This window comes from Desulfosporosinus paludis (assembly GCF_045689965.1).
Classification (GTDB): Bacteria; Bacillota; Desulfitobacteriia; order Desulfitobacteriales; family Desulfitobacteriaceae; genus Desulfosporosinus; species Desulfosporosinus paludis.
Genome location: NZ_CP144211.1, coordinates 5,255,001 through 5,280,793, shown reverse-complemented (window position 1 = coordinate 5,280,793; position 25,793 = coordinate 5,255,001). Strand labels below are relative to the sequence as shown.

Here is a 25,793-nt window from a genome sequence, read left to right as displayed (position 1 = left end):
GTCATCCAGCTTTTTCGGCTACTAGGAAAAAAATCATGCCAGTAATACATTAATGCCCATATTCGTAAGTTCCTCTTTAATAGGTATTGGTAGTCCTGTGTCAGTCACAAGTATATCGATACTGTCCCAAAAGGCAAACGTATGAAAACAAACCTGCCCTACCTTAGCACTATGCGCAACAAGAATAACTTCTTCAGCTACTTTAAGCATCGCTTGTTTTACTTCAGATTCTTGCATACTAGATGTAGATAAACCTCGCTCAAGGTTAACTCCTGTAGCCGCCAGGAACAACTTGTTGACATTTAAACCCTTAAAAACGGTTCGAGTTATTGGACCAACCAACGCATGGGTTCCGTTTCGAACTTCTCCCCCTGTCATAAGCAAAGTTATTTCATCCAGGTCACCAAGAACATTGGCAATTGGCAGAGAATTGGTAATTACTGTACACTTTGTATTTAGGGCTTGGGCAATAGCCAGTGTGGTAGTTCCTGCATCCAAAATGATGGAATCTCCTTCCGCGATTAATGATGCAGCTAAATGACCAATTCTAGCCTTCTCACGTTCAGCCTCCCCCATCCTCATCATTAATAAAGTTTTTTGAGGAGGTATCGGAGGGAAGATTGCTCGCCCATGTTCTCGTTGAATTAAACCCAAAGCGGCAAGTTCCTTAAGATCACGACGGATCGTCATTTCAGACACTTTAAATCGCTGGGATAACTCAATTACGGTTAAGTTCCCATGTTCTTGGAGCAATAAACGAATCTCATCCTGCCTTTCAGAACTCACTTATCTCCCTCCTCTCGCTTCTTTATCAATACAAAACGTTAGATTCCTTTCTCGACAATATGTTTTACTAAGTCTACAACACGGCACGAATATCCCCATTCATTATCATACCAAGCCAATACCTTAACCATGTGGTCCCCAAGCATCGTCGTTGATAGTCCGTCGACTATGGCACTGGCGGGATTACCGTTAAAATCATGAGAAACAAGAGGTAATTCTGTATATTCAAGATATCCTTTTAAATGACCCGCTGCGGCTTCCCGCAAGGCGGCATTTACTTTGTTTTTAGTTGTGGCCTTAGATAGTACAGCGACAAAATCGACCAAGGATACATTCGGCGTGGGAACCCGAACAGCTATTCCATTCATCTTACCAGCCAATTCAGGTATGACAAGAGTCACGGCTTTAGCTGCACCAGTCGTTGTAGGAATCATAGATTGATAAGCGGCTCTAGATCTCCGCCAATCTTTATGCTTAACATCGACAGTACGTTGGTCGTTAGTAACTGAATGGGTCGTTGTCATCATTCCTTGTTCAATCCCAAAAGCGTCGAGTAAAACTTTGGCTACGGGTGCAAGACAGTTTGTTGTACAGGAAGCATTAGAAATAATATGATGATTTAGCGGATCATAGTTATCTTCATTAACCCCCATAACAATAGTAATATCTTCGTTTTTTGCGGGAGCAGTAATAACAACCTTTTTAGCCCCTGCCATAAGATGTTGGGCGGCTGCGTCACGTTGTTTGAACTTACCGGTACACTCTATAACAATATCTACCCCAAGTTCCCTCCAAGGCAAATTAAGAGGGTTTCTATCGGCTACAATTTGAATAGGTTTACCATCAATAATCAATGATCTACCATCTACTTCCACTGTTTGGGGAAGAGTACCATGAAACGTGTCATACTTAAATAAATGGGCTAACATATCAGGGCTGCCCATATCATTAATGGCTACCACATCAAAGGGGAGCGCTTTATTTAGGGCAGCACGCAGTGTAAGACGACCAATTCTACCGAAACCAGTAATTGCTACGCGGAAACTCACTTTTTAACCTCCTCAAATTCAATCGATTCATAGTGACTCATTATAGATCATAATTCTGCATTAATGATCAAAATTCCTCCTTTTATGATGACTATTTGTCGAAGTTTTGTATTAAGTCCCAATTCTAGCGCAATAAATTAATGACAATGTTTTGATTTTTAACATAAATGAAGTTATTGTAATGAATATTGATTTTTGTTTATTGCACTCTTCTTGAATGGGAAAATATCCCTACTTAAAACTTAACATCCCTCATCGAAAAATCGGTGAGGGATGTTAGCTATGATTCATATTCATGCACCTATACGTTTTAATATCTTTTTTCGACTAGGAGGATTGACTCTTGACCAGCCGCCACCAACGCCCTTGAACCTTAATCACCATTGAAGAGCGGTTACTTAACTTAACTTAACTTAACTGAGCCAATCCCTATTTTTCATCGTAGTTTATACTGACCCCATTGATATAACAGTACACCTCAATTTCCGTACTTTGGTTCAAGATATTAAATACAGTGCAATACTTCTTACTTAATTTTATGACACTGATCACTTTATTTTCTAGTCCTTTATCCACGTCAATATGATAGATTAAAGAAATTTTAGTAAATAACTTAGGAGGTTCTGGGTCTCGCTCAGCTTCGACTGTGATTTCAAGTCCATGAATTTCTAACCGCATCTTTTCGAAGAGCATTGTTAAAACGCCAGAGCTACATCCTATTAATCCTGCTAATACCAAATCCGTCGCTTTCGGACCATTCTCATCGATCACAATTTCCATGTCTGGATTCAGTGAAAGGGATACTTTTTTACCGCCTTGCCAAACACCGGATACTTTCTGCATCACGATACCCCCAGTAAACTTTTATTTCATTTTAAATAAGCCTTAACGCATTGATTATGATATTAGGACTTTTCGATCTCGGCATAAACCTGATAGGCTCTTGCTTTTGAGCGATTATTTAAGAGTTGATTTGAGACGAGCGGCTCAATTCCTTGCACGGCTAGATCTTTTCTGTCTTGGGGCTTACGCTTAATCAGGTAATTACATTTATTGCTTCCTGTTGTGTCTTGAATGAGTTTTGCTATTGCGGCTACTTCACTCGGAGTTAAGTAGGATAAGCTCCCATCCTCACGTTTAACCGGTTGAATAATCGTCTGAAGTTTAGCCTCCGGGAATTGGCTGATCAAACCTAAACTTTTAACGATATTCATACCATCTACATCATAACCTAATACTTGTGTATGCTTTTTCTGGGTTATAGACTGTAGTACCTGTTGGATGTACGGTTGGCAATCCCATTGTAAAGTACTCCTCCGTTTAGGTACTTACACCTTGTTCTTGTCTTCTTTTTTACAGATAATAGTATCTCACCTCCAGTTTTATTAACTTATACTAATCCAGGGCGACCATCAGTTCCACTCTGAAGCAACAGTGTATAAATTCTACGTAACTTATGAGGTTGAGGCAAGCTTTTTTATGATGAAGATTATGATATTTAATGATTTAACTATACCATATATCTCCTAGATACTTTGTAGTATTAGTTACATTCTAAAATTTCTTTAGATAAATAATTACCCTATAATAGGGTCATCCGTTGTAGTTCTCAAATGAAGGAGTTTGGAATATCTCATCGAATACATGCAAAATCAAGACTACAATCGGAGTGAAGGTAAATATGAATCATCTAATTGCTTTAGGAACAGGCCATGCCGTAGTAACTAAGTGCTATAATACATGTTTTGTCCTTTCAAATGAGAACAATGAGTATGTATTAGCAGATGCCGGTGGTGGTAATGGTATATTAGTTGCTTTGGAGAAAGCTGGAATTTCCTTAGACAAGATTCATCACGTTTTCGTTAGCCATAAGCATTCAGACCATCTACTGGGGATGGTATGGATTATACGAATGATTGCTTCGTCTATGCTTTTAGGTCAGTATAGCGAGAACCTAAAAATTTATTGCCATGAGGAGCTTATAGACAATATCATAACTCTCGTAGGTTCAACACTTGATAAAAAATTAACGGACTTAATCGGACAGCGAATTCTTCTCATCCCAGTATATGATGGGCAAACGAGAAATCTCTTGGGTCAGGATTTTACTTTCTTTGACATCCACTCAACCAAGGCAAAACAGTTTGGCTTTACTGCAAAATTGAGTAACGGAAAACGTCTTACTTTTTTAGGAGATGAACCATATAACAAATTGTGCAGGAAATATGCGTTAAATAGTGATTGGCTTTTATGTGAGGCATTTTGTCTTTATCGTGACCGTGAAAGATTTAAACCTTACGAGAAGCATCACAGTACCGTTAAAGATGCTTGCGAACTCGCTGCTCACCTCAACATTAAAAACCTTATACTCTGGCACACGGAAGACACTGATATAACTCAACGAAAAGACCTATATATTGCTGAGGGGAGAAACTACTACAGTGGAAATCTGTTTGTTCCCGATGACCTCAATATAATTACACTATAACGTCAAACTGATTTCTCGCGCTGAACTACGGCACGCTCCAACCAAAGAAGCAAAATAAGGGGGCGTTGCAAAACGAACTAAAATAGTTCGTAAGCAACGCCCCTTTTTCCTACTAGAAACAAAACTGCAGGTCCCAAAGAACCCGCAGTTGTCGTATAATTTGAGTTATGCTAACAACCAAATTACACTCTAAAAATTATACTGAATTAAGTGGACACTATCAATTAGTTCTACCATTTAATTTTGATGTGTTAATACCGGAGGATGACTCAGTTCGACTGCTAAGCCACATTTTGGAGGGATTGAATTACGAAGCGTTGTATCAGGCCTACTCTTCCACTGGAAGAAAACCTGTAGTCGAACCCAAAATCCTGTTCAAAGTAGTAGCCTATGCCTATATGAACAACATTTACTCAAGCCGCAAGATTGAAGTTGCTTGTAAAAGAGACATTAACTTCATGTGGTTGTTGGAAGGATGCAAGGCACCAGACCACAGCACCCTTGCTCGATTTCGGAAGAACTATTTAAAGGAATCCATAGAAGACCTCTTTTTCCAAATGGTGACGTATTTACACAAGCTTGGGGAAGTAGAGTTTAAGAACCTTTTTGTCGATGGAACAAAAATTGAAGCCAATGCTAACCGTTATACGTTTGTCTGGAAGAAAGTCGTTACTAAGAATGAGACCAAAATGTTCTTGAAAATTCAATCCTGTCTTGAGGAGATCAATTTGACCTATCTAAAGGACTTCAAGGCAACCAAAGAAACGTTACTTAAGGACCTTAAGGCGGCCCTCTCCTACCTAGAAGAAAAACGTCAGCAAGAGCAGATTGAATTTGTCCATGGTATTGGAAAACGGAAATCAAAGCTACAAAAGTTTACAGAAGACCTGAAGGAATTCTATACCCGTCAAGAAAAGTACAACAGACATCACCAATTCTTCGAAGGAAGAAATAGCTACTCCAAAACCGATCCTGATGCGACCTTCATGCATATGAAAGATGACCATATGCGCAACGCTCAGTTAAAGCCGGCTTACAATGTTCAGATTGGCGTGGAAAGTGAATATGTAACAGGGGTTGGAATTTTCCAGGATCGTAACGACATAGCCACACTCATCCCTTTCTTAAACACGCTGGAATCTAAACTACAGGCCCATTATGAAAATGTTACTGCAGACTCTGGTTATGAGAGTGAGGAGAATTATCTTTATCTCGAAGGGAAAAAGCAGACCTGCTACATAAAGCCGCAAACCTATGAACAATGGAAAAAGAAACGCTTCAAAAAGGATATCAGCAAGCGAGAAAACATGGTTTACAATGCAGAAATGGATGAATACACCTGTCATAACGGAAAACAACTCAAACTAGTGGGAATTACCCATCGAACATCGGCAACGGGCTACCGATCTGAAATCACGATCTATGAATGTGAAGACTGCCGTGATTGTCCTTGTAAAAGTCAATGTACAAAAGCTAAAGGCAATCGAAGAATGCAAGTATCTAAAACGTTTGTGGCCAAACGCCAGGTATCGTACGGAAACATTACCACCGAAAAAGGGAGACTACTCAGAGTAAATCGATCCATACAGGTCGAAGGAGCCTTTGGGGTACTCAAAAATGACTATAACTTTAATCGCTTTTTGACACGAGGTAAAAACAGTGTAAAAACTGAATTTATGCTGCTGTGTTTTGGGTATAACGTGAATAAACTTCACGCTAAAATACAGAATGAACGAATTGGTAAACCCCTTCATCCATTAAAAACGGCTTAAAAAGGGGTCGAAAAAACAGTCTCATCTAGAAGGCTTATTTTGCTATACACAAATTTAAGTAGAAAATAGAGATTGAGCATTGCAATCAAACCACTTAATATTTTCCACAGTAAAAAGAAATGGGGAGCATCGCTTGCTACTTCAAAATAGTAGTTTTGCGACACTCCCTTATAAAAACACAAAATAGTAGAACTTCTTCCTTCTCGAAATTCTTTGCTGGGAAGTATCCTTTATAAAATCTCCTGGTGAAGAATAAATTTGCTAGGAGATTTTATGTGCTTAAATTTTAATTATGATACTAACCGATTATACTGTTCCAGTAACCTCTCACTCGTTGCGCCAATTTCCTCCAGAGCTTGGCCAATGGCCTGCATGGATACTGAGTCGGATTGAGAACGTTCGGAAATTTGCAAGATGGATGTATCAATCTCCTTGAATTCTTCTGTTAAGAGTTCCATCACCGGAACAATCTTACCACTGACTTCTTGTATATCCTGAATGAGTTTACGGATTAATTCGACGGATTGACGGCTTTCATCCGCAAGTCGTTTAATTTCCTGTGCTACCACAGTAAAGCCTCGTCCTGCATCGCCAGCTCGAGATGCTTCAATCGATGCATTAAAACCCAATAGGTTCGTTTGATTGGCAACTCGTTTTATGAGTTGAACTGTTTGATCAATTTGCGAGGCGGCCTTTTCCAGGTCTGAGGCAATATGGATTGTGAGCCCAACCTCATGTAATTGTTTTTTAATCATCTGCTTTGTGTCTTCGATTGATTTTCTTGTTAATCCCATGGAATGAGAAATGCTTCCGGAGATCGCCATTATTTCCTGTATCTTGCTATGGAGAACGTTGGAGATTTCTTGGGCTTCTTTGGCCATGGATTGATAGTTAAAAAGCGTTATACGTTCCATGATATCCATGATTCCTTGAGGTTTTATCGTACGATTAAAGGAAATAATCTTGCATTCGGAGCGAAGGGCGTCCCGATATTGCTTAAACAGCACTTCATTTGATCCGACAAAGCCTTTCATACCAATGAGAACCTCGACTTGCCCCACTCTTTCGATAACTTCAGAATCCGTTAATTCATCAAAAGGAATGACCGTATAGTTAAATTGATCAAGTCCATAGGAATGAAGATATGCAACGATTTGATTTCCTTGAGCAGAGTTATTATTAAAAATACCCACCGCTTTTCCTTCTGGAATCTTAGCCACCTCGACATAAAGTTGAGGCTCCGGAAGGAGTTCAACCCCCAGAATTTTTTCCCGTGGTACAAATTGAGAAGCTTGTTCGACTCGAGTTGGGAGTACGACAAATAAGTCTTCAGGAAGATGCTTAGGCAATTGTCTGATATCATATTTGTTGAACATCTCTACTTTGTTATTGAAAAACATTTCTGTAACTCGATAAAGTTCCTCAGCAACCAGTAAAGAACTTCCAATCGTTGAGATTTTCATCACACTCATGAAAAGAGATCCCCCCTCATTTGTTTTAGCCCCCCATACCATTTACGCACATTCTTACTTAGATAGAAATCCACTATTACTGGCTTTTGGAAATTTATCAAGTGTTACAAAGCCTAAAGCAAAGCTAAAGTATGTAGTTGCCTGATGATAAATTTAGTAGAAATTTACTATATCTTTACACTAGCCTGCATCAAGTTATGAATTTTGTCAAGAAAAGTATTACAAAGATATAGAATAAAAAAAATTGCATAATAATAAAAAAATCTCAAAAGCATGTAAAATTCGAACACTACTTCAAACCATCTTAATTTAAGAAGATTAGAGAAAGTTGAAAGGTCTGACTCCGCTAGAATATTCGGAATCAGACCCTAGAAATATAAAACTCAACTTTACCAATGTACTCTACAATTTTATAGCTATATGATTTGTGACTTGAGTTCAGCTTTATCCATACTATATTCCAGATCTTTAATCTTCTTTCCCTTATCTAAAACAACGACGGCGGGAACAGCTTTTATCTCATACTTTTCAGCAAGGTTTCTCTTGGTTGCTAAATCCACTTTGACAATCTTATAGTCTTCATGATGCTCTTGCTGAAGCTCCTCCATTAAAGACGTGAATTCAAGGCTCTCATTATTCGATGCATTGAAGAAAACTAACAAAACTTTTTTATCACAATTCGCAATATCGGTCTGGAAGGCATTAAGCTCCTCAATGTAGCGCTCAGCTGCTACAGCTGCCGTAGCCCCATCACCAGCCGCCGAAACAACTTGTCTTAAATACTTAACTCGATTATCTCCGACAGCATAAACCCCCTCCAAATTCGTTTCCATTAGGTCATTAACAGGGATATATCCCCGCCTGTCCATCTCAAGGCCACTCTCTTTAAGATATTGGGTAGAGGGTACCATTCCCACAAAGAAAAATACACCCTGGCATTCCAATACTGAAGAGCTGCCTGTCTTTAAGTTCTTTATTCTAACGCCTTTAACACTTTCTTCGCCCAATACTTCTTCTACTGTGGAGTTCCAGATAAACTCCATTTTTTCATGATGAAATGCACGTTCGGCACTGATCTTATTGCAATCCAAGATTCCTTGATCATGGAGTACGATGACTGTAACTTTTTTAGCAAACTTAGTAATATACATGCCTTCTTCTATTGCTTGATCGCCGCTGCCAATGACTACGACATCTTCCCCTTCAAAGAATTCAGCATCACAGGTGGCGCAATATGCAACTCCACTGCCTTGGAGACGTTTCTCACCAGGGATATTCAGGAGCCTCGGCTCACTCCCGCAAGCGATGATCACAGCTTTAGCCATAAACTCTTTCCCCTTTTTTGTTTGGATCACTTTATTTTCTTGGGTAAAATCAGCGTTTACGACCTGATCTCTCATAAACTCTACGCCAAAGTTCTCAGCATGTTTCTTAAAATCCAGCATAAGAGCGGAGCCGCTGATTTCTCCGTAGCCAGGGTAATTGACAATTTCTCGTGTTGTATTTACTAAGCCGCCAACGGCACCTTTGTTGATAATCAGAGTTTTAAGCTTGGCCCTACCCCCATAGATGCCGGCGGATAATCCTGCGGGTCCCCCACCAATAATTATTAAATCATACGTATTCGTCATTTTCTCATTCACCTCATAATTCATTCAGGATGTCTGTTATTCTTTCCTCAACATCTTCTTCCTCAACTTTACCGGCCAATTTTCCTTGGTATTCACCATCTTTAAAGAAAAGAATTTGAGGAACGCCTTTTAAGGAGAATTTTTGGTATAAGGCCTTGTCTTCCTCGACGTCGACATAATAAAAGCCAAACTTACCTTCAAATTGTGGCTGCAAATCTTCTAAAACAGGCAGGACACTCTGACAGACATGACAGCTTTTTCTCGAAAAGATAACTAAACAGGGTTCTCCGTTATTGTAAATCACCTCTTCAAAGCGACTCGAATTCAGGGGTTGTAATGACATTTTTTAAACACTCCTTTACAAATGAGCTTTTTAACTTGGGCATTGTCCATAGGACAGAGAAATGCTCCCTTTGCAGTAACAGATTTATGTTGTTATTATCTGTTTCTTCTGAGGGAGCATAGATGCCGTGGAAAACTTAAGCCACTGGTCGCAAGTTGCACTAACTTTCGTGAAATAGTACTCTTAAAATTTCACTGAGAATTGAGTATCATACCGCTTATTATCAATATTTAAATAAACATGATAGTCACCCGCTAAACCTTGTCTACTGACATAAAATTGAAAATCATTGTCATTCTGCTCTTCAAAAGAAACACATGCTGCGGTAACATCATGAACTACCGTTGGGATTGAGTAGAATTTCGATTCATTCACGCCTTTAAATTCCAGAAAAGCTTCTGACCCTTCCTTAAATGTTGCTCGAAGAGCCAATCTATCTTCTTCTAGTATAAAAGTTACATTGTGTTTTTCGGGAACTCCTCCCATTGCATCTTTAAAGTTAACCTTGAATCCAAACTCTGGAGTTACTCTGAATTCACCGAGGAATTCGCCTTTACCGAGGGAAAAATTCGTCGTTTCATCATATAACGAAAGCCTTCTTGCTCGATAATAATTACCGCCTTGAACTTTCAATTCGTATTTAACGTCATCGTTTTGAACTTCAACTGTGATGGACTCTAACGTTAAATGGATATATTCGTCCTTATATTTATTCAAAAGCATTGCGCCTAAGCCATCGGTATGTTTTCCTCGATAGGTGGCAATACCGCCAGAGTGAATCATATAGTGACCATCGCTATAATAGTCGACATTACAAATATAAGGGGAATAAAATTCTGCTCCTCTTTCTTTACCGTACTGCCAAACTTGTTCGATTTCCATCTTGTCAGTGTCAATTCTGTAAATAACCCCTCTGGAGAAGTTGTCTTCGGGTGAAACTCTAGTAGCTTCGTTTTTCGATCGGTAGGTTCCATTATCAAACACGAATACGTCCCCATTGGGTAGAATTCTTGCGGCATGTTGTTCGTACTGCCAGTCAAAATCACCTTTTGTTACGTTTTTAAAGAAATATTTCTGCCATTCTTCTCCCCAACCTTCCGGGTCGCCGAGAATCCAGTTTAATTTTGATGTATCATAATCGAAGTTAATAATCGCGTCTTTGTGCCTGCCGGACATGGTAATGGAATTAGTCCCTTTGTCATACCAAACAGCGTTGTTATGGAACCAATCATGGTGGTTCCAATCTCCCGCGTTACCCTTATCTCTAGGCAAGATCTCCAGAAGATCCCATGACTTAACGATTTCTCCCGTTTTTCTATCGATTTCAACAACATAATCTTCAACCGATTCTTCAAAGTTATTATCAGAAGCGACCAAAATGTTGCCATTCTCCAACTCTATGGCATCATGGTGATACCCGCCCGGCAAGCGATATTCCTTATAAATTTTACCGCAAAAGTCCATTTCCATAACTCCAACGGTATAATAGGGTTTTTGCATTGTCCTATAAGAAGTGTACAGGAGCCTGCCGTTAGCAAGTTTTTTAATGTCCCAACTTTGCTTATTGGTGATAACCCACCTTAAATCACCTGCATAATCAAAACCTACGGTTTTAGCCGAATCAATAAGAGGCGTTGTTGTCGAGATTATCATGAGGTCTTTGCCAAAATACTCTGGTGTCGTATGACAAAACAGAGCTTTATTGACATCTAATTCTTCAACTTTGATCGTTACTTGTGATGTTTTCCCATTGCCGAGGACAAGAACTACGGTGTTTTCATAATCATCGTACAATCCATAAATCGCTAATACATGTTCTTTGGCAGCGGGGAAAGTGTGTGTAAGATCCCCTTCCATCGCTTTACCTTTTACGGTTATTTGTACAGAGGTTTCTTCAGCTGTGTTAAAGCAAATAACGGCGGCAAGTGGATTAATCAAATATGGATTTTCAACAACAAGTGGGTTTTCCAGAGTATAATCTCCTGATCTAAGTGTGGCTAAAAACTTTTCTTCGGACTCAGATTGAAGTGTAATCAAATGCTTTTCTGTTTCTAAATAATTACTCAAGAGGTTCACTCCTTATCAAATATCTAGCCATTAATCTTTGTTCGTTAAGTATATTATACATTTCACAAAGTATCGCATAAAACACAACTTGATTGTTCCAGTTCACAACACTTTGTTGTGAACTGGAACACATCGCCTAAAAGAATCTGTTGCATACGGACTCTTTTAGGATATACTAACCAAAACAATAACTTTTTGCAGAGACAGCTTAACTACTGTCTTAATTTTTTAATCATAAAAGTTAGTAAAAAGTTGGATATGGTTTAACTTGATCCACTTGTTACATACGGCAAAATTTAATGGGAAGTGAAATAAAGATGCGTATCAGTGACCTAAAACTTTTAATAGAATTGTCTCATTCAAAGTCAATTACATTGACGGCTGAGAAAATGCATATTTCCCAACAAGGTCTGAGCCAAATGATTACGCGTTTAGAGCAAGAACTCAATGTTATATTATTTCATCGAAGTCGACATGGAACGACTTTAACGGAGGCTGGACAAAAGACCGTCTTAACAGCCAAAGGTATTGTTGAAAAGTATGATAATTTAAGGGCTGAGTTAGATCTGCTTTCTCATCAACAAGATTCTCCAGTCGAGGGTGATTTGACTCTTTTCCATTCCCATAATTCAGGCACAGCAGTTTTGCCCAGGGCTTTAAAACTATTTAAATCAAGATATCCAAATGTAAACTTAACGCTTAAAGAAAGTTCGCCCGTAGAAACCATTGAACGGATTAATGATGACCCTACGGTTGTAGGGTTGATAAACTTTCCGGAAGATTATTACCAGGACCCTTTGATGCAGGGGTTAACTTCCAGTTCTAAGTTAATGTATCAAGAACTTTTGCGAGATGATTTAATCGTCTGCATTCCGAAATCCTGGTCACTAAGCAGAGGCCAAATTAATAGGGCAAATGAACTCGTTAAATGGCCTATGGTCTATTTTGATACAAAACAATACGCTGAAATTACATCTCTAATTTTTCGTGAGACTGATAAGTCCCCAAAGACGTTTTTAAAAACACTTAATAATGAATTATTCCGTCAAACAATCATTGACGGGTTGGCTATGGGTCTTATTTCTACACTTGAGTTGAGTGATAATCGGCTTTTGAAAGAATGTACAGTCCAGTCAGATCTACGCTTAAAGCTCGTTTTTACCTGGGTAAGTTCAGCGAACTACTCAATGTCAATTCCGGCACAAAAGTTTTTGGAGTGCCTGGAATTATCCTTAAATACCACGAACGAGTAACTACTTTTTGTTGTGGGAAAGGACAATAAGGTTCTGTTATATGGTGCCATTAGGATTATGTATAATACGATTGAGAGAACAAGTACAAACAAAAAAGAAAGGAGATTATTAATAACCAACCCAGACTTAAAAGCATAGGGTCTTTGGTACATTTGTTGATGAAATAATTCACAAAATGTAGGGGGGATAGGATATGGTTGTTGAGACGCAGAAGAAAGCTCATCTTTCGAAAGAACTACAAGGTGCTTCTGGGAAAAACGGAAAGATCAGCAATAATTACTTTGATGACCTAGAAGTTACCTCGATCCATAAGTTATTATTTTTCATTATTATGTTGGCCTATTTCTTTGAGCAAATGGATAATTGGAATTTTGGCTTTATTGCTCCCGCGTTAATGAAAAGCTGGCATATTAACATGGCTGCGGTCGGAAAAATAAATTTTTCCTATTTTGTGGCCATGACCCTCGGCGGATTGACAGGTGGCGTAATTTCAGATTTTATTGGCCGTAGAAAGACATTTTTAGGAGCAATTCTCCTCTTCTCTTTCGGTTCCATTGCTAATGGATTTGCTCAGAATGTCGAAGTTTTTACGATAACTCGGGCTATAACTGGTTTTGGTGTTTTTTGTATGATGGTCACTTCTCAAGTCTATATTGCTGAGATGGCCCCTGCGGCCACACGTGGAAAGTGGCAAAGCCTAACGGCTTCCATTGGTTTTATGGCAGCACCTTTAGTGGGACTGTTATGCCGCATAGTTATTCCTCTAAACCCTCAAGCTTGGCGCTATATTTTCTTCTTGGGTGGAGTTGGACTTATTGGGTTCATAATGGGTCTCAAATACCTGAAAGAATCACCCCGTTGGTTAGTTACTAAAGGTAAGATAGAATCAGCAGAAGAAGTTATTGAACAATTAACGAATGTAAAAGTCGACTTAACTGAAGCTGCTTCTAACGTCGAACCTCGGGTCAAAACCCTGGATGTTTTGGTTGGTATTTTGTCAGCGAAGTATCTTAAAAGAACATTAATCATCTTGTTCTTTGTTCTTTTAACGGTCCCTGCCGGGTTTGTTATCACAAACTGGACACCGACCCTATTAAACCAAAGAGGTTTAAGCGTAAATGATGCTTTGACAGCCTCCTCTCTCCTGATGTTTGGTGTTCCGGCAGGTTGCTACTTATCCTCCTTGATTGCGGACAAAGGTGGGAGGAAGATTCCAATGGCAATGATGGCTATTTCCGTCGCAATTTTGTCCATAATCTTCGGACAAATACAAGGCTTTGCTCCAATTGTAATTTGTGGCTTCCTTTTGATCGCTGTCAATATGGCTATGAATTTTATAACATTCAGTTATATTGCTGAGAATTATCCAACAAAAATGCGAAATACTTCAACTGGAATTCATAATTCAGCAGGACGTTTAGCAACTTCTGTTCTACAGTTATATATTCCTGTAGTATTTGCCCAATATAAATTTACAGGTATTTACAATATGGTCGCGATTTTGGTTTGCATCCCTGTAGCCGTTTTATTACTATGGGGACTAAAAACAGGTGGCAAGTCCCTTGAAGAAATTTCTTAAAGAATTAGTAAATAAGAGAATAATTTAATATCGGAGTTCAGGTAATTCGAGGGGCATAAAACCGCCAAAAACTTTAAGTTTTTGGCGGTTTTTTTTCTAATTGGTCTATCGCTGTTTGTGATTTCTAAAAATAAACGAGGCTGTCTCAAAATGATGTCTACGACATCACGAAGAGGCAGCCTCTTTTCAATATTTGGGGAAAAATAAGTTGAGATTGTGAAATCACAAGGGAGTATTCCTGATTTCACAATCTTATTGTTATATTTGGGAACGCTAAAAGAGCACTCTCTAAAACTCCCTAATTAAAAGGCATAAGCAGATTACGCAACCTCTATTTTATGTAACGAACAGCCACATCTGTCTTGTTGTATTTTGTTGTGCAACTTATTGATGTTAAAACCAAAGCTCAAAAGCAAAAATTCAGTTTCAACATTCTTTTTACCACGCATTACAAATCTTCGGAAGCTATGATCTTCCTTCAGAATTCCAAAAGCCCCTTCAACCTGGATGGAACGATTCATTCTTAGTAGGATACCTTCAGCCGTTGTGATATTATGTAAGGATTCTTCTCGTTTCTCCAAAAATACTTTTGATACAGATAGTTTCTTATTACCCGCTGCTTTTGTGCATTGTTTTTTGAATGAACAGCCTCCACAACTCTCACACTCATAGAGAGTTACATCCGATTTATAACCACTTTTCGAAGTTCTTGTCGTCTTTCCGACAGCCACTAGTTTTTTATTATTTGCACAAAGATATTCGTCTTTGACTGCATCATAGACCATATTTTCCCGTTTACCAATGATCTTACTAAAGCTTTTTTTCTTCATTACTTCATAGGTCTGTGGCTTAATGAAAGGCTTTAGTCCTTGTTTCTCAAAATAAACATAGTTTTCTTCACTTTCGTAGCCTGCATCAGCAATGACATTATGATATCTTTTAGGTAAGTTCTCAATTAGCTTTTCTAAAAAAGAAATAAGAGTCAATTGATCGGAGCGCTCACTCGAAATGGCCAATCCAACGATATATTCAGCCTCTACGCCAATCTGCACATTGTATCCTGGCTTTAGCTGAGAATTTCTCATATGATCTTCCTTCATATGCATAAAAGTGGCATCCGTATCCGTCTTTGAGAAGCTATTTCTACCATCAAAAAGCTCGTTATAACGATCATATCTCGTTTGTTTTTCCAAGAATTCTTCTAGTGTCTCTGTTGCCCTTTGCAGATTAGTCTTGCGTTTTCCCTTTCCAGAAACAAACTCTATTTTTTCGGCTTGTTGCTTCTCCTTCAGAAAAGCAATGTAATTCTGAAGGGTTTCCACTGTGATTGCCGACTCGCTTAATGGAATACCAGTTTCGATTTCTTTATTGAGTTTCACAAGAAATGCCCTGGCTTTTTCTTGCAGTTTCTGTTCATTTTTGATGGTGGTTTTCTTCCATACGAATGTATATTTATTGGCATAGGCCTCAATTTTTGTACCATCTATAAAAATATTTTCATACTGGATCTCACCCAGTTCACCTAGTTTAACGACCAATTGGTTGAAGAGCCCTTCGATAATTCCTTTAATCCGACCGTTGCGGAAACGAGCAATCGTATTATGGTCGGGCACCTTCTGTCCTTGGAGCAACCACATGAAATTAATATCTCTCCTACAGGCTTCCTCTATTTTTCTGCTTGTGTAAATGTCGTTCATGTAAGCATACACCAATACTCGGAATAATGTCTTGGGTGTGACTGCTGGATTTCTTCCCTTGGAAGAGTACGCCTTGTTTAAATTTGTATAATCTAATCCCTCCGTCATATGGCATAGCAGTCTCACCGAGTCATCTTCTGGTATTAATACTTCCATGTTTAGTGGGAGCACGAGTTGATAAACCCCACTATTTTCGTTATAATTTTTGCGTATAGTTTTGTTTTGTAGCATAAACTAATTATACCGAAAAGACGGGTCTTTGGACTTGTCTTTTTGTATTTTTACACAGAAAGGGGCTGCCTCTCCATAGAAATTATATTTCTATTTTGAGACAGCCTCTTAAAACGGACTGAAAGTCCGATAAGGCTAAAGCCTGCTAAAAGCTACCCTTGGCTAAATGCCAACCTAGGTTTAGACTGAAACTCATGTCTCAATTTTAAAGTTATCTTCATCACCGTCTGTTTGCTGGTTTTCGATATAATCTCGAATGATCTGATCCGTAACTGTTCAACCGTTGCACCAAAATACCCTCGTGCCCAAAGGTGTTGACCCCAATATCGCTTTTTTAGATGAGGAAATTCTTTCTGAAGCAGCCTTGATGATCGCCCCTTGAGATACTGTGCTATTTTTGACGGTGCGAGTTGTGGTGGGCACTCGATCAATAGATGAATATGCTCTTTACCAATGCTACCCTTTATTATTATGATACCTCGACTAAGACAACATTGCCGGATTAATTCCCGTAGCCTTAGTCCAACTTCATCTTTAAGAACTTGGTATCTTTATTTTGTCACCCATACCAAATGCCACTTTATGTCATAGATTGTATGGCTACCTTTTTGATAATCTGCCACATCATTCACCTCTTAGGAGAATGATGTCCCAGCTTCTCAGTAATCATGCTAAAGGCGAAGGTTTTAGACCTGGCACTTGGAAAATAATCCTTGTAGAAAAGTTCGTGCCTAATAATTGATTTACATTAGTTCTGCCGTTCAAGATACATGCTTGACATAAAATAGTTGGAGAATTTTGCACTGCCTCCGAGTTCAACATGTTTTATATTACTATATAATTCTTTAGCCCTTTCCAACTCATGCTGATCCAACAAAGCTAATAAAGCCCCCACATGAGCCGCGTTTCCGACCATTTTGATTTTCTCAGGAAGTACGTCAGGCACAAGTCCAATATTTATAATGTTATGCGCCTTCAGATAGGAGGCAAAAGTCCCGGATAAAATAACAGTATCAAGATCCTGCAAAGTGATGCCTGACATTTCAACTAACGTTTTTATCCCTGCACATACGGCACCTTTGGCTAGCTGTAATTGGCCAATATCTCTTTGACTCAAAGTTACATTGGGCTCTTGATCCGGTCTGTAATTAAAAACAAATTCCCGTCCTTTTTCGCCCATAATAATTCGTTTACGGAACTCAGGCGGAAGCTCAGTTTTTTCTGGATCGACAAATTTACCTTGTTTTGTGAGAATTTCAACCTTTCTTAGCTCATCGATACCTTCAATCAGCCCTGATCCGCAAATCCCGCTGGCTTCCTGTTCTCCGATGACTTGATAGTTTACTGTACCCACTTCCATCAGGGAAACACTTTCAATGGCCCCTTGTTTAGCCCTCATACCATGAGTAATACCCGCTCCCTCAAATGCAGGACCGGCAGCGGTAGAACAGGCCATCATCGTTTGTTCGGTTTTTAAAAACAACTCGCAGTTAGTCCCTAAGTCAACAAGCAAATGATTTCCGGGGTCTAAAACAATCGGTGCTCCCAAAATTGCTCCTAATGTGTCAGATCCAACAAAGCCGCCGATATTTGGGAGTAAGAAGATTCTGGCGTTCGGATTCAGATCAATCTCCAAATCCTCCGCCTTAAATTCTAAAAATCTATTGCAGACAGAAACAAAAGGCGATACGGCAAGATGAGAAACATCAAAACCAAGCAATAAATGCTGCATCGTTGTATTTCCAACAATCGTCATCTTGAGGATTTCCTTCTTGTTCACTTCCGAATGAACCGTTAATTCTTCCAACAACTTGTTGATAGTTCTCCTGACGGCGGCACGTAAATTCAGGGCATTCTCCGGACTTTCCCCGGCATAGGTAATGCGGGAAATCACATCCGCTCCATATGCTGTTTGTTCATTCTCAGTGGAGGCAACTTTCACGATCTCCCCTTTGTTCAGATCTACTAAAGCCACCGCCACACTCGTTGTGCCAATATCCACGGCGACACCATAAAGCCTTTGCGTAGTATCGCCTGCTTCAACATCGAGAATCCGATCTTTATAAACTGCCACAGTTAAGGCATATTCACTTGTACGCAATATTTCGGGAACTTTACTGAGGATGTTTAAACTTACCCCGCCGTGAGGTTTACCTGTTACTTTACATAATTCATCCACTATTCTATCCCAATCTCCGCGCTCGTCCGCAAGTGTTGGCTTACTGGGGTTAATAAATATCTTGCGGACGCCCGGGTTAAGGGCTTTGAGTTTCATTCCCAAGTGGATGCCCTCTTTACGATCCTGGCTTACCATAAAATCAAGTTCAACGATCATTCCCTCTTGAGGTATTACAGTGCACGCAAGGCGTACTCCGTTATTAATTTCACACTCATTAAGATGTTTCAAGTCTCTTTCGTTTGGTTGTGGAACACAGCTTAAAATCCGTACTTTACATTTGCCACAAGTACCTTGGCCATTACAAATATTATTTACGAGAAAATGATGACGAATTACCACTTGCATTAAGGTTTCATTTTCCAGTGTTATTATCTCGCGGTTGGGCAGTATTGTTATGTTCATAATGTACATTCTCCTTTCTGGAAGAATAACATAAAGATTGAGATCCCCAACTCTTTATAAGAGAGGGGATCACTCAAGGCAGCATTAATTGCAAATTAATCTAAGAAATCGAATTGTTTGTTACGATAAGCTTTCAGATATTTAACGCAATAGTCATCCCGGCCGGCCAGGGTTTCAGCCGTGACTAAACTTGCCATCATCATTTGATCCAAGGGGTTAATAATTAGGCCATCCAGTCCTTTAGCAATAGCCATTATCGCAAAAGCATGGTTGATAAATTTTCGGACCGGCAAACCGTAAGATACATTTGAAAGCCCGCACATGGTATGAACTCCTTTAAACTGTGTCATAATGGCTTCAACCGATTTTAAAAACTCCACAGCGAACTTACTATTTGTCGAAATTGGTTGAACTAAGGGATCCACGTAAATGTTTTCCAACGGTACATTATTTTTGACAAGGCCGCTAATTAGCTTATCGGCAATTTTTAAACGGGCCTCCATCGTTTCCGGCATTCCTTCATCACTCATACATAATGCTACAACTTTCAAATCTGTTCCTGCTATAATAGGAAGCAACACGTCATAACGTTCTTTTTCCAGTGAAATTGAGTTAATCATGGGTGTACCTTTATGTACAGATAAAGCTGCTTCAATAGCTTGGGGGTCCGGACTGTCTAAGCAACATGGGCAGTCAACAACTTCCTGAACTGCTTTTACCAGCCATTGGAGGTATTCCGGTTCTTTACCTACGAAGATACCGGCATTAACATCAATATAATTTGCTCCAGCCTCAAATTCATCTTTAGCCACCTTTTGAATATAGGCAATATCTTGTGTTTTAATGGCCTCTCCAATGGCTTTACGACTGGCATTTATTAGTTCTCCTACAATTAACATTTCTTTTCCTCCCCCTAAATAAAAATCAATTTCACGTCTTCCATACGTTTCATTTGTACCTTGTCTAGAACCACTATAATTTGCAATTAAACAGATCTTGTTTTGGCTGGATATGCATATGTTAGTCTTAAATTGCCTCTATATGAAGAGATTTTTTTGTTTTATTTCGGTTCATCTTAACTTTAAAATTAACACTTCATTAAATTCTTTGTTTTTTAAGCTTGGCAAAATGTAAATATACCATACTTTTTAAATTAAAACTTAGCAAATTAATAACTGTAAATTTCTTGTTATCTCAACTTTGTTATCTTAAAAGGAAAGAGGAGCAAAATAAATTGCCCCTCTTTCCTTTTAATAGCATTTCTAAGCATTTTTAATAAGTTTCATTGCTAAATCAACCGCTTGAAATACATCTTCAGCATATCCGTCTGCATCAATTGATTGAGCAAAGACGTAACTTGTTGGATTCCCGCCTATAATTATTTTAACTTCGTGACGCAGCTTTCTTCGTTCAAGTTCGCGTATTGTCTCGGAAATCATACCCATTGTAGTGGTCAGCATGGCAGATATGGCTAGAATATCCGGCTGATGCTCGGTAATTGCTTCGGCAAAATCCTCAGGTTGAACGTCAATTCCAAGATCTATTACCTCTAACCCGGCGTTACGAAACATCATAACAATTAGGTTTTTACCAATATCGTGTAAATCCCCGGCGACGGTACCAATTACAACTTTGCCAAGTGAAGATTGCCGGGAATTCGCTAATATAGGTTTCATAACATTTAACCCGGCATGCATAGCCCGCGAGGCAATTAAGACATCGGATATGTAAATGTAATTGTCGCGAAATTGTCTGCCGATTTCCTGCATACCAGGAAGCAAGGCTTTTTCAAATATAACTCTCGGGGAAATTCCATTTTCCAATGCCAGATTTGTGAGAGTTTTAACCCTATTGGCCTGTCCCTTTAATAACGCTTTGGTGATTAATTCTAATTCAGAAGTTATCAACCTTGGTCACTCCTTGGAAATCATTAGTTTAAAGGGCATTTTGTTTATATCGACTAGGAGTAATTCCCTCAAGTTTTTTAAAAACCCTTGTAAAGTAACCTGGATCTTCAAATCCGCTTTCTTCGGCAACCTGCATAACATTATATTTCGGGTTCTTTAATAAGGTTTTGGCCTCCTCCACTCTTATCTGGGTAAGATATTCCATTATAGTACAACCTAGTCCTTGTTTAAAAATTCTGCTGACGTAACAAGGACTAAGGTAAACTTCCTGAGCTATATCGTCAATTGTAATCTTTTTGCGAAAATTTTTACGAATATATTCAGCAGCTTTCTGAACTGCTTGGAGATTTTTTTGATGTTTATGATCATCAACCTGGTTCATAAATGTATCGAGCATCGCTTTTGACCAGCTGCAAAGCTCGTCTTGAGAGGTAATTGCTTGTAAATCCTGATAAAATTGAGCATTCTGTTGAAGAATGGTATTTAACATTGCCCCAGCTTCCACTGCAGCTCTGGAAATTATAACTACAAGTTCCGATACTCTGGATTTAACGAGATCAATATCTTCCGGATTCTCAGAAATAAAGTCCGTTAGTAAATTTTCAAGAAGTTTCAGAGCAGCAGGATTGTCCCCACTCCGTACCATTGCTCGCAATTCATTTTCTTTATCTAAAGAATTTATACTAATAGCGCGTGTTTCAATAGTGCTGATGGCCACTTCAGCTCGTTTGCGAGCCTGAATTTCCTCGGCTAACCGGGCTTGTTGGGAAGATATTTGCCTTCTTTGTTCTAAGACGGTCTTACCACTTTGCATAATTTGATTAGCGACTACGTACAACAAATCTGCCGCAGCTTGAACTTTATCCCCAGACATTACTTCCAATTGAGCAGCTGTCCACTTCACCGCAGCAATATCAATGTTAAGCCCTTTAACCATTTCCTCAATTTCTTCGAGAAAATAATCTTCCGGTTCCCACATTAGAACCTGCCCGCAAATAATCGCACCAAGATGATCATCAATTAAGATAGGTGCAGCCCACATTATTAAACCGGCATGGCATCTGAAAATGTATGGTTCACCATACTTTGCGGCATCCCTGCAAGCACGGGCATAGGAACGCTGACATTTTTTTCTGCCTGAGCTATCTGACTTGATCATTTCACAAAAGCGACAGTCTCTTATCTTATCATCAGTAGTAATAAGTGTATTTCCCTGGTTATCAACGAGTATGGCCTTTAATCCCGTTGACTTAGAAAAAGAACAAAGCATTTTATTTAGAAATTCCCGTCCGACAAGTTTCTCAAGCCATAATGATTCCTCTTCTTGATTTAAATCTTCTTGCTGCACATTGACACCTCCGAAATAACCATCCATTCCGATAATGCCATTGTTTATGTAAATGTTTGCAAACCATAATTAATAATTATTGTTACAAATATTATACCAGAATAGCGATTGTTTTACGAATAAATTATTTTAATCTTTATTTTGAAAAAATTTATATAAAAAGCAGCGCTCCTGTATTAAGTCAAGAGCGCCAAATGAAAGTAATGAAAAAAAAGAGAAAAATAAATTTAAAAGTTGCAAAAAATATTGCACGATACTTTTATCTTTAAATTTTTATAGTAAATACGCTACTTAAATATTATAATCATATTTTTTTGGATCAAATTTCTCCTTAGTTGTGCTGTTAATGATATCTTTTGCGAATTGTGCTTCATCAATCGGAATGCTTTTTAGTTGCTTTTCGAAAATGTCTAAATATTTTAGCTCTTTAGAGTCAAGTTGTACCAATCCCTTATTAAATCCATTGCGCAATTCTTCGATTGTTACGGAGGCAGCAATTTTTGTCCGCTCTAAATGACTTTTGCCTTTAACAATTTCTTTACTTAATTTCAGAACAACAGCCGGATCTAAAACATAGGCTTGTGGATCATACATACGGTCAGATTCAGCATGAAGATCTCTTAATTGAGCTGCAAAGCCACGGGCGGCTGCAGCATTCATGAGACGGCAATCATAAACAAGCTCTTCTGTGAAAACGGTAGGAGCCATTCCGCCGAGCAATCTAACATTCTCTACAGATTCATTACTCCAACAATCTGCTAAACAGGCAGCGATGTTTCCAACATGGCTGGAGTGAGCACATACCGCTGATCTTCCTTCCATGGATATTGGGGTACCTGTAATAGCTTTAAGGTATACTCCTTCATAGCCGCAATCTTTGTCCGGCCCTATTGCACCACGTTCGACGGCTACTATTGTTCTAACAGCACACATGACCCTGTCAATGGCAGCAAATACCTTTGGTATAAAGTTCTTATGGGCCATAACCATTGATGTATTGGCAAATCCACAGGCTGTGTCCCCTGAAGGGATGCAGTTATGTTTATCGGCAATTCTTACTATTTCATCCCAGAGTTTGGCCATGTCGCGACAGCCAACAACGCCTAAGGAGAATAAGGCTTTAGGAAGATCGCAGTTCATAACTGCTTCATCATGCAATTGCTTTCCTCCGATAGACTCGATTGCTAATAAGTCAGCACCGGCCTCAGCACATCCTTCAAAGGTTTTGAGAACATTTTCCCAATGCTCCCCGCGATACATATGGGTAAGGGTTTTACCTTCCCTGACATCAACAGGGGTCAACCTTAAAAGACTCTTAAAGCCAAACTTGGTTTCATATTCTCTCATAACACCTTTGACAACTTTAGTTATTTGGACACCCCATTCTGGATTAAACGTACAGGGCGGAAGCAGTTCGATTTCTATGAGAATTCCAGGGGAATGGAGCTCATACGCTTTTGCACAAATACCGTGGATCATTTCTTCATACTGGGCCAATACTTTAGGCATGGTTTCTTCACTGATGAGCATGGGCGGAAGAGTAAGGTTTACTTCCGGATAGACAGTACCCCCACCAATTACCATACCATTGCTGCCTTCTACTGGTTTCTTGGCCTTTCCGAATATAAAATCTTCCAATTTCGTGTAAGCTACTTCTGAAAACGTAATGCTAGGCATGACCTTTCCTCCTCATTTTGTTTTAGTTCAATAATTTAGCAACTAATTCTACTGCTGCGGCAGCATCTCCGGCATAACCATCAGCACCGATTTGATCCGCGAATTCTTGAGTAATTGGGGCTCCGCCAATAATTACAACTACTTTTTTCCGCAATCCAACTTCGTTTAATACTTCAATTGTCGATTTCATGGAAAGCATCGTTGTTGTCAATAAGGCTGAAAGTGCCACTACTTTACCGTCGTTGGCCTTAACTCCAGCTACAAAGTCTTCGGGTGAAACATCTGTCCCTAAATCAACCACTTTAAACCCCGAACATTCCAGCATCATTGCAACTAAACTTTTGCCAATATCATGCAGGTCGCCTTTAACTGTTCCAATAATGACTGTGCCTTTATTAGTCATCTCTCCGCCTGCCAGCTGAGGTTTAACAAGCTCAATCCCAACATTCATAGCCCGAGCAGACATTAATACTTCCGGTACAAACATATCGTTAACCTTAAACCGCTGACCAACTACATTCATACCGCCAATTAACCCTTCATTAATGATAACTAAGGGATCAAGTTTTTCGTTAATGGCTTGTTGTGTAAGACCCTTTACTTGATCACTGTCGCCCTCGATTACGGCATTGCCTAATGATGATAAGTCAAACATAGTTAACCTCCTAAAATGTTATTTTTGCTTGTTCTACTGTTTTTGAATTTATAACGTTAAAATTTGAAAATACCATAAAAAGACCTCGAGAAAGATTTTTCAAGACTAAAAATTTTATAACCACGTCCTTTCTTTGGAGAATCTTTTAGAACGTTTTAAAATTTCCCTTTAATCAATTGATTGGTCATATCATAGTCTTTAATCAAGCATTAAGCTATGAATTTTCTTGTTTTATCTTGGTTAATTCTAACTATTTCGAAATATCCCTAAAATACACAATCTCCCCTTTTTGTGTTTTTGAATTTTTTATAAATTTATTTTAGGACTTTATTTCTCAAGGTAATATCAAGATCATATAATTAAAATGAAGGTAATATTAAAGAAAAATATAAAGAATAACATAATAGTCCATGGTAAACCCAGTCTATAATGATTAAACTTTTCTAAAGATAACATTACTGGAATGAGGGGCTGGGTAAATGGTAAAATTCGATATAGTCTCTGGCTTCTTAGGTGCTGGGAAAACGACTTTAATCAAGAAAATTCTGAAAGAACTCAACAGGAATGAAAAGGTCATTTTAATTGAAAATGATTTCGGAGATGTTAGTGTTGACAAGGAGTTTTTAAAAATCTATGGATTGGAGATTTACGAACTGGCAAACGGGTGTGTCTGTTGCAAGCTTAGAGGGGATTTTTTACTGACCCTCAGGCAAATTCTGAGCCGGGAAGTCGACAGAATCATTTTCGAGCCCTCGGGTATTTTTATTTTAAGTGAGATTTTCGATCTTTTTAAGGATTTTGAAGTGTTTTCAAGGTGCTATATTAACTCTGTCACAACTGTTGTAGATGCTCAACAGTTTTTCAAAAATATCAATGATCACTCCCAATTCTTTAAAAGCCAAATCCTTAATGCCTCAACTTTAGTTTTAAGTAAAGTACAATTTCTTACGAATGCTGAAATTGACCAAATTAAAGAAGAATTACAAGCCTTAAATGAGAAAGCTTTAATAGTGACGAAGGATTGGTCAGATCTATCCCCTCAAGAACTGCTCAAGCTAATTGCCAATAATCCCTTAAACACTTTTTTTGACGATACGCACTATTTAAGACACAATTTTGAAACCTGGGGTATTAAAACGTCCAAGATTATTGCTTATGACCAACTAGAAAGCTTCCTGGAAAAATGTAAAAATAATGCCTATGGCAATATTTTAAGGGGCAAAGGCATTATCAAATCTGTAGGGAAATTTCTCGAAT

General features: G+C 38.8%; 20 protein-coding genes and 1 pseudogene (1 of these 21 only partly in view). 5 read left to right on the top strand and 16 right to left on the bottom strand.

Going from position 1 to position 25,793, the window contains the following annotated elements:
- Nucleotides 1–33: 33 nt before the first annotated feature.
- The 4 genes from VZF35_RS26125 to VZF35_RS26110 all read right to left on the bottom strand — a co-directional run bounded on the left by VZF35_RS26125 (nucleotide 34) and on the right by VZF35_RS26110 (nucleotide 3,049).
- On the bottom strand, nucleotides 34–786 hold the full coding sequence (locus VZF35_RS26125) for a DeoR/GlpR family DNA-binding transcription regulator (protein WP_407309536.1): 753 nt from the start codon (nucleotides 784–786) through the stop codon (nucleotides 34–36).
- A gap of 38 nt (nucleotides 787–824) precedes the next feature.
- Nucleotides 825–1,835 carry a type I glyceraldehyde-3-phosphate dehydrogenase gene (gap, locus tag VZF35_RS26120; RefSeq protein WP_407309534.1) on the bottom strand — a complete coding sequence of 337 codons (1,011 nt, stop codon included), beginning with the start codon at nucleotides 1,833–1,835 and terminating at the stop codon, nucleotides 825–827.
- A 429-nt stretch (nucleotides 1,836–2,264) separates the two neighbouring features.
- A complete protein-coding gene (locus VZF35_RS26115; RefSeq protein ID WP_407309532.1) occupies nucleotides 2,265–2,678 on the bottom strand; it encodes an OsmC family protein in 414 nt (137 codons plus the stop codon).
- 62 nt (nucleotides 2,679–2,740) lie between these two features.
- Nucleotides 2,741–3,049 (bottom strand): hypothetical protein, encoded by a 309-nt coding sequence (locus VZF35_RS26110; protein WP_407309530.1) that lies wholly within the window; start codon nucleotides 3,047–3,049, stop codon nucleotides 2,741–2,743.
- Between the two features lie 467 nt (nucleotides 3,050–3,516).
- Between VZF35_RS26110 and VZF35_RS26105 the strand changes: the two genes are divergently transcribed.
- Together VZF35_RS26105 and VZF35_RS26100 are read left to right on the top strand one after the other, a co-directional pair.
- Nucleotides 3,517–4,323 carry an MBL fold metallo-hydrolase gene (locus tag VZF35_RS26105; RefSeq protein ID WP_407309528.1) on the top strand — a complete coding sequence of 269 codons (807 nt, stop codon included), beginning with the start codon at nucleotides 3,517–3,519 and terminating at the stop codon, nucleotides 4,321–4,323.
- 167 nt (nucleotides 4,324–4,490) lie between these two features.
- Nucleotides 4,491–6,095 (top strand): IS1182 family transposase, encoded by a 1,605-nt coding sequence (locus VZF35_RS26100; RefSeq protein WP_407307550.1) that lies wholly within the window; start codon nucleotides 4,491–4,493, stop codon nucleotides 6,093–6,095.
- Nucleotides 6,096–6,385: 290 nt separating this feature from the next.
- Here VZF35_RS26100 and VZF35_RS26095 read toward each other — a convergent pair whose 3' ends face one another.
- From VZF35_RS26095 to VZF35_RS26080, 4 genes are all read right to left on the bottom strand, one after another.
- Nucleotides 6,386–7,567 carry a methyl-accepting chemotaxis protein gene (locus VZF35_RS26095; RefSeq protein ID WP_407309526.1) on the bottom strand — a complete coding sequence of 394 codons (1,182 nt, stop codon included), beginning with the start codon at nucleotides 7,565–7,567 and terminating at the stop codon, nucleotides 6,386–6,388.
- A 416-nt stretch (nucleotides 7,568–7,983) separates the two neighbouring features.
- Nucleotides 7,984–9,198, bottom strand: coding sequence for a thioredoxin-disulfide reductase (gene trxB / locus VZF35_RS26090; RefSeq protein WP_407314838.1), 1,215 nt, complete (start codon nucleotides 9,196–9,198; stop codon nucleotides 7,984–7,986).
- A 13-nt stretch (nucleotides 9,199–9,211) separates the two neighbouring features.
- Nucleotides 9,212–9,541 (bottom strand): thioredoxin family protein, encoded by a 330-nt coding sequence (locus tag VZF35_RS26085; protein WP_407309524.1) that lies wholly within the window; start codon nucleotides 9,539–9,541, stop codon nucleotides 9,212–9,214.
- Nucleotides 9,542–9,724: 183 nt separating this feature from the next.
- On the bottom strand, nucleotides 9,725–11,608 hold the full coding sequence (locus tag VZF35_RS26080; RefSeq protein ID WP_407309522.1) for an aryl-sulfate sulfotransferase: 1,884 nt from the start codon (nucleotides 11,606–11,608) through the stop codon (nucleotides 9,725–9,727).
- Nucleotides 11,609–11,925: 317 nt separating this feature from the next.
- On the opposite strand from VZF35_RS26080, the gene VZF35_RS26075 reads away from it, so the two are divergent.
- The gene (locus VZF35_RS26075) at nucleotides 11,926–12,861 is read left to right on the top strand and encodes a LysR family transcriptional regulator (RefSeq protein WP_407309520.1); all 936 of its coding nucleotides are present in this window, start codon (nucleotides 11,926–11,928) and stop codon (nucleotides 12,859–12,861) included.
- Between the two features lie 193 nt (nucleotides 12,862–13,054).
- The gene (locus VZF35_RS26070; RefSeq protein WP_407309518.1) at nucleotides 13,055–14,440 is read left to right on the top strand and encodes an MFS transporter; all 1,386 of its coding nucleotides are present in this window, start codon (nucleotides 13,055–13,057) and stop codon (nucleotides 14,438–14,440) included.
- 320 nt (nucleotides 14,441–14,760) lie between these two features.
- Here VZF35_RS26070 and VZF35_RS26065 read toward each other — a convergent pair whose 3' ends face one another.
- From VZF35_RS26065 to VZF35_RS26030, 8 genes and pseudogenes are all read right to left on the bottom strand, one after another.
- Entirely contained in the window at nucleotides 14,761–16,368 is a 1,608-nt protein-coding gene (locus VZF35_RS26065; RefSeq protein WP_407308493.1) for an IS1182 family transposase, read from the bottom strand.
- A gap of 192 nt (nucleotides 16,369–16,560) precedes the next feature.
- Nucleotides 16,561–16,991 (bottom strand): annotated as a pseudogene (gene tnpA, locus VZF35_RS26060) (IS200/IS605 family transposase).
- Between the two features lie 125 nt (nucleotides 16,992–17,116).
- On the bottom strand, nucleotides 17,117–18,949 hold the full coding sequence (locus tag VZF35_RS26055; protein ID WP_407309516.1) for an ASKHA domain-containing protein: 1,833 nt from the start codon (nucleotides 18,947–18,949) through the stop codon (nucleotides 17,117–17,119).
- 95 nt (nucleotides 18,950–19,044) lie between these two features.
- Nucleotides 19,045–19,848, bottom strand: coding sequence for a methyltetrahydrofolate cobalamin methyltransferase (locus VZF35_RS26050; protein ID WP_407309514.1), 804 nt, complete (start codon nucleotides 19,846–19,848; stop codon nucleotides 19,045–19,047).
- Nucleotides 19,849–20,211: 363 nt separating this feature from the next.
- Nucleotides 20,212–20,856, bottom strand: coding sequence for a B12-binding domain-containing protein (locus tag VZF35_RS26045; RefSeq protein ID WP_407309512.1), 645 nt, complete (start codon nucleotides 20,854–20,856; stop codon nucleotides 20,212–20,214).
- Between the two features lie 28 nt (nucleotides 20,857–20,884).
- Entirely contained in the window at nucleotides 20,885–22,204 is a 1,320-nt protein-coding gene (locus tag VZF35_RS26040; protein ID WP_407309510.1) for a PocR ligand-binding domain-containing protein, read from the bottom strand.
- Nucleotides 22,205–22,495: 291 nt separating this feature from the next.
- The gene (locus tag VZF35_RS26035; protein WP_407309508.1) at nucleotides 22,496–23,881 is read right to left on the bottom strand and encodes a methyltransferase MtaB domain-containing protein; all 1,386 of its coding nucleotides are present in this window, start codon (nucleotides 23,879–23,881) and stop codon (nucleotides 22,496–22,498) included.
- 22 nt (nucleotides 23,882–23,903) lie between these two features.
- On the bottom strand, nucleotides 23,904–24,536 hold the full coding sequence (locus VZF35_RS26030) for a B12-binding domain-containing protein (RefSeq protein ID WP_407309506.1): 633 nt from the start codon (nucleotides 24,534–24,536) through the stop codon (nucleotides 23,904–23,906).
- A gap of 479 nt (nucleotides 24,537–25,015) precedes the next feature.
- On the opposite strand from VZF35_RS26030, the gene VZF35_RS26025 reads away from it, so the two are divergent.
- Nucleotides 25,016–25,793, top strand: partial view of a CobW family GTP-binding protein gene (locus VZF35_RS26025; protein WP_407309504.1) — the 5' portion only. 119 nt of this gene lie beyond the right edge of the window; 778 of the gene's 897 nt are visible here — the first part of the coding sequence; the start codon lies at nucleotides 25,016–25,018; its stop codon lies off the right edge, out of view.

Excerpts from the sequence above, each read along its gene's own strand:
- VZF35_RS26105 (WP_407309528.1), top strand. The coding sequence starts at position 3,517 with ATGAATCATCTAATTGCTTTAGGAACAGGCCATGCCGTAGTAACTAAG.
- VZF35_RS26065 (WP_407308493.1), bottom strand. The coding sequence starts at position 16,368 with ATGCTACAAAACAAAACTATACGCAAAAATTATAACGAAAATAGTGGG.
- VZF35_RS26030 (WP_407309506.1), bottom strand. The coding sequence starts at position 24,536 with ATGTTTGACTTATCATCATTAGGCAATGCCGTAATCGAGGGCGACAGT.
- VZF35_RS26055 (WP_407309516.1), bottom strand. The coding sequence starts at position 18,949 with ATGAACATAACAATACTGCCCAACCGCGAGATAATAACACTGGAAAAT.
- VZF35_RS26095 (WP_407309526.1), bottom strand. The coding sequence starts at position 7,567 with ATGAGTGTGATGAAAATCTCAACGATTGGAAGTTCTTTACTGGTTGCT.
- VZF35_RS26070 (WP_407309518.1), top strand. The coding sequence starts at position 13,055 with ATGGTTGTTGAGACGCAGAAGAAAGCTCATCTTTCGAAAGAACTACAA.
- trxB (WP_407314838.1), bottom strand. The coding sequence starts at position 9,198 with ATGACGAATACGTATGATTTAATAATTATTGGTGGGGGACCCGCAGGA.
- VZF35_RS26075 (WP_407309520.1), top strand. The coding sequence starts at position 11,926 with ATGCGTATCAGTGACCTAAAACTTTTAATAGAATTGTCTCATTCAAAG.
- VZF35_RS26085 (WP_407309524.1), bottom strand. The coding sequence starts at position 9,541 with ATGTCATTACAACCCCTGAATTCGAGTCGCTTTGAAGAGGTGATTTAC.
- VZF35_RS26110 (WP_407309530.1), bottom strand. The coding sequence starts at position 3,049 with ATGAATATCGTTAAAAGTTTAGGTTTGATCAGCCAATTCCCGGAGGCT.
- VZF35_RS26115 (WP_407309532.1), bottom strand. The coding sequence starts at position 2,678 with ATGCAGAAAGTATCCGGTGTTTGGCAAGGCGGTAAAAAAGTATCCCTT.
- VZF35_RS26050 (WP_407309514.1), bottom strand. The coding sequence starts at position 19,848 with ATGTTAATTGTAGGAGAACTAATAAATGCCAGTCGTAAAGCCATTGGA.
- VZF35_RS26100 (WP_407307550.1), top strand. The coding sequence starts at position 4,491 with ATGCTAACAACCAAATTACACTCTAAAAATTATACTGAATTAAGTGGA.
- VZF35_RS26035 (WP_407309508.1), bottom strand. The coding sequence starts at position 23,881 with ATGCCTAGCATTACGTTTTCAGAAGTAGCTTACACGAAATTGGAAGAT.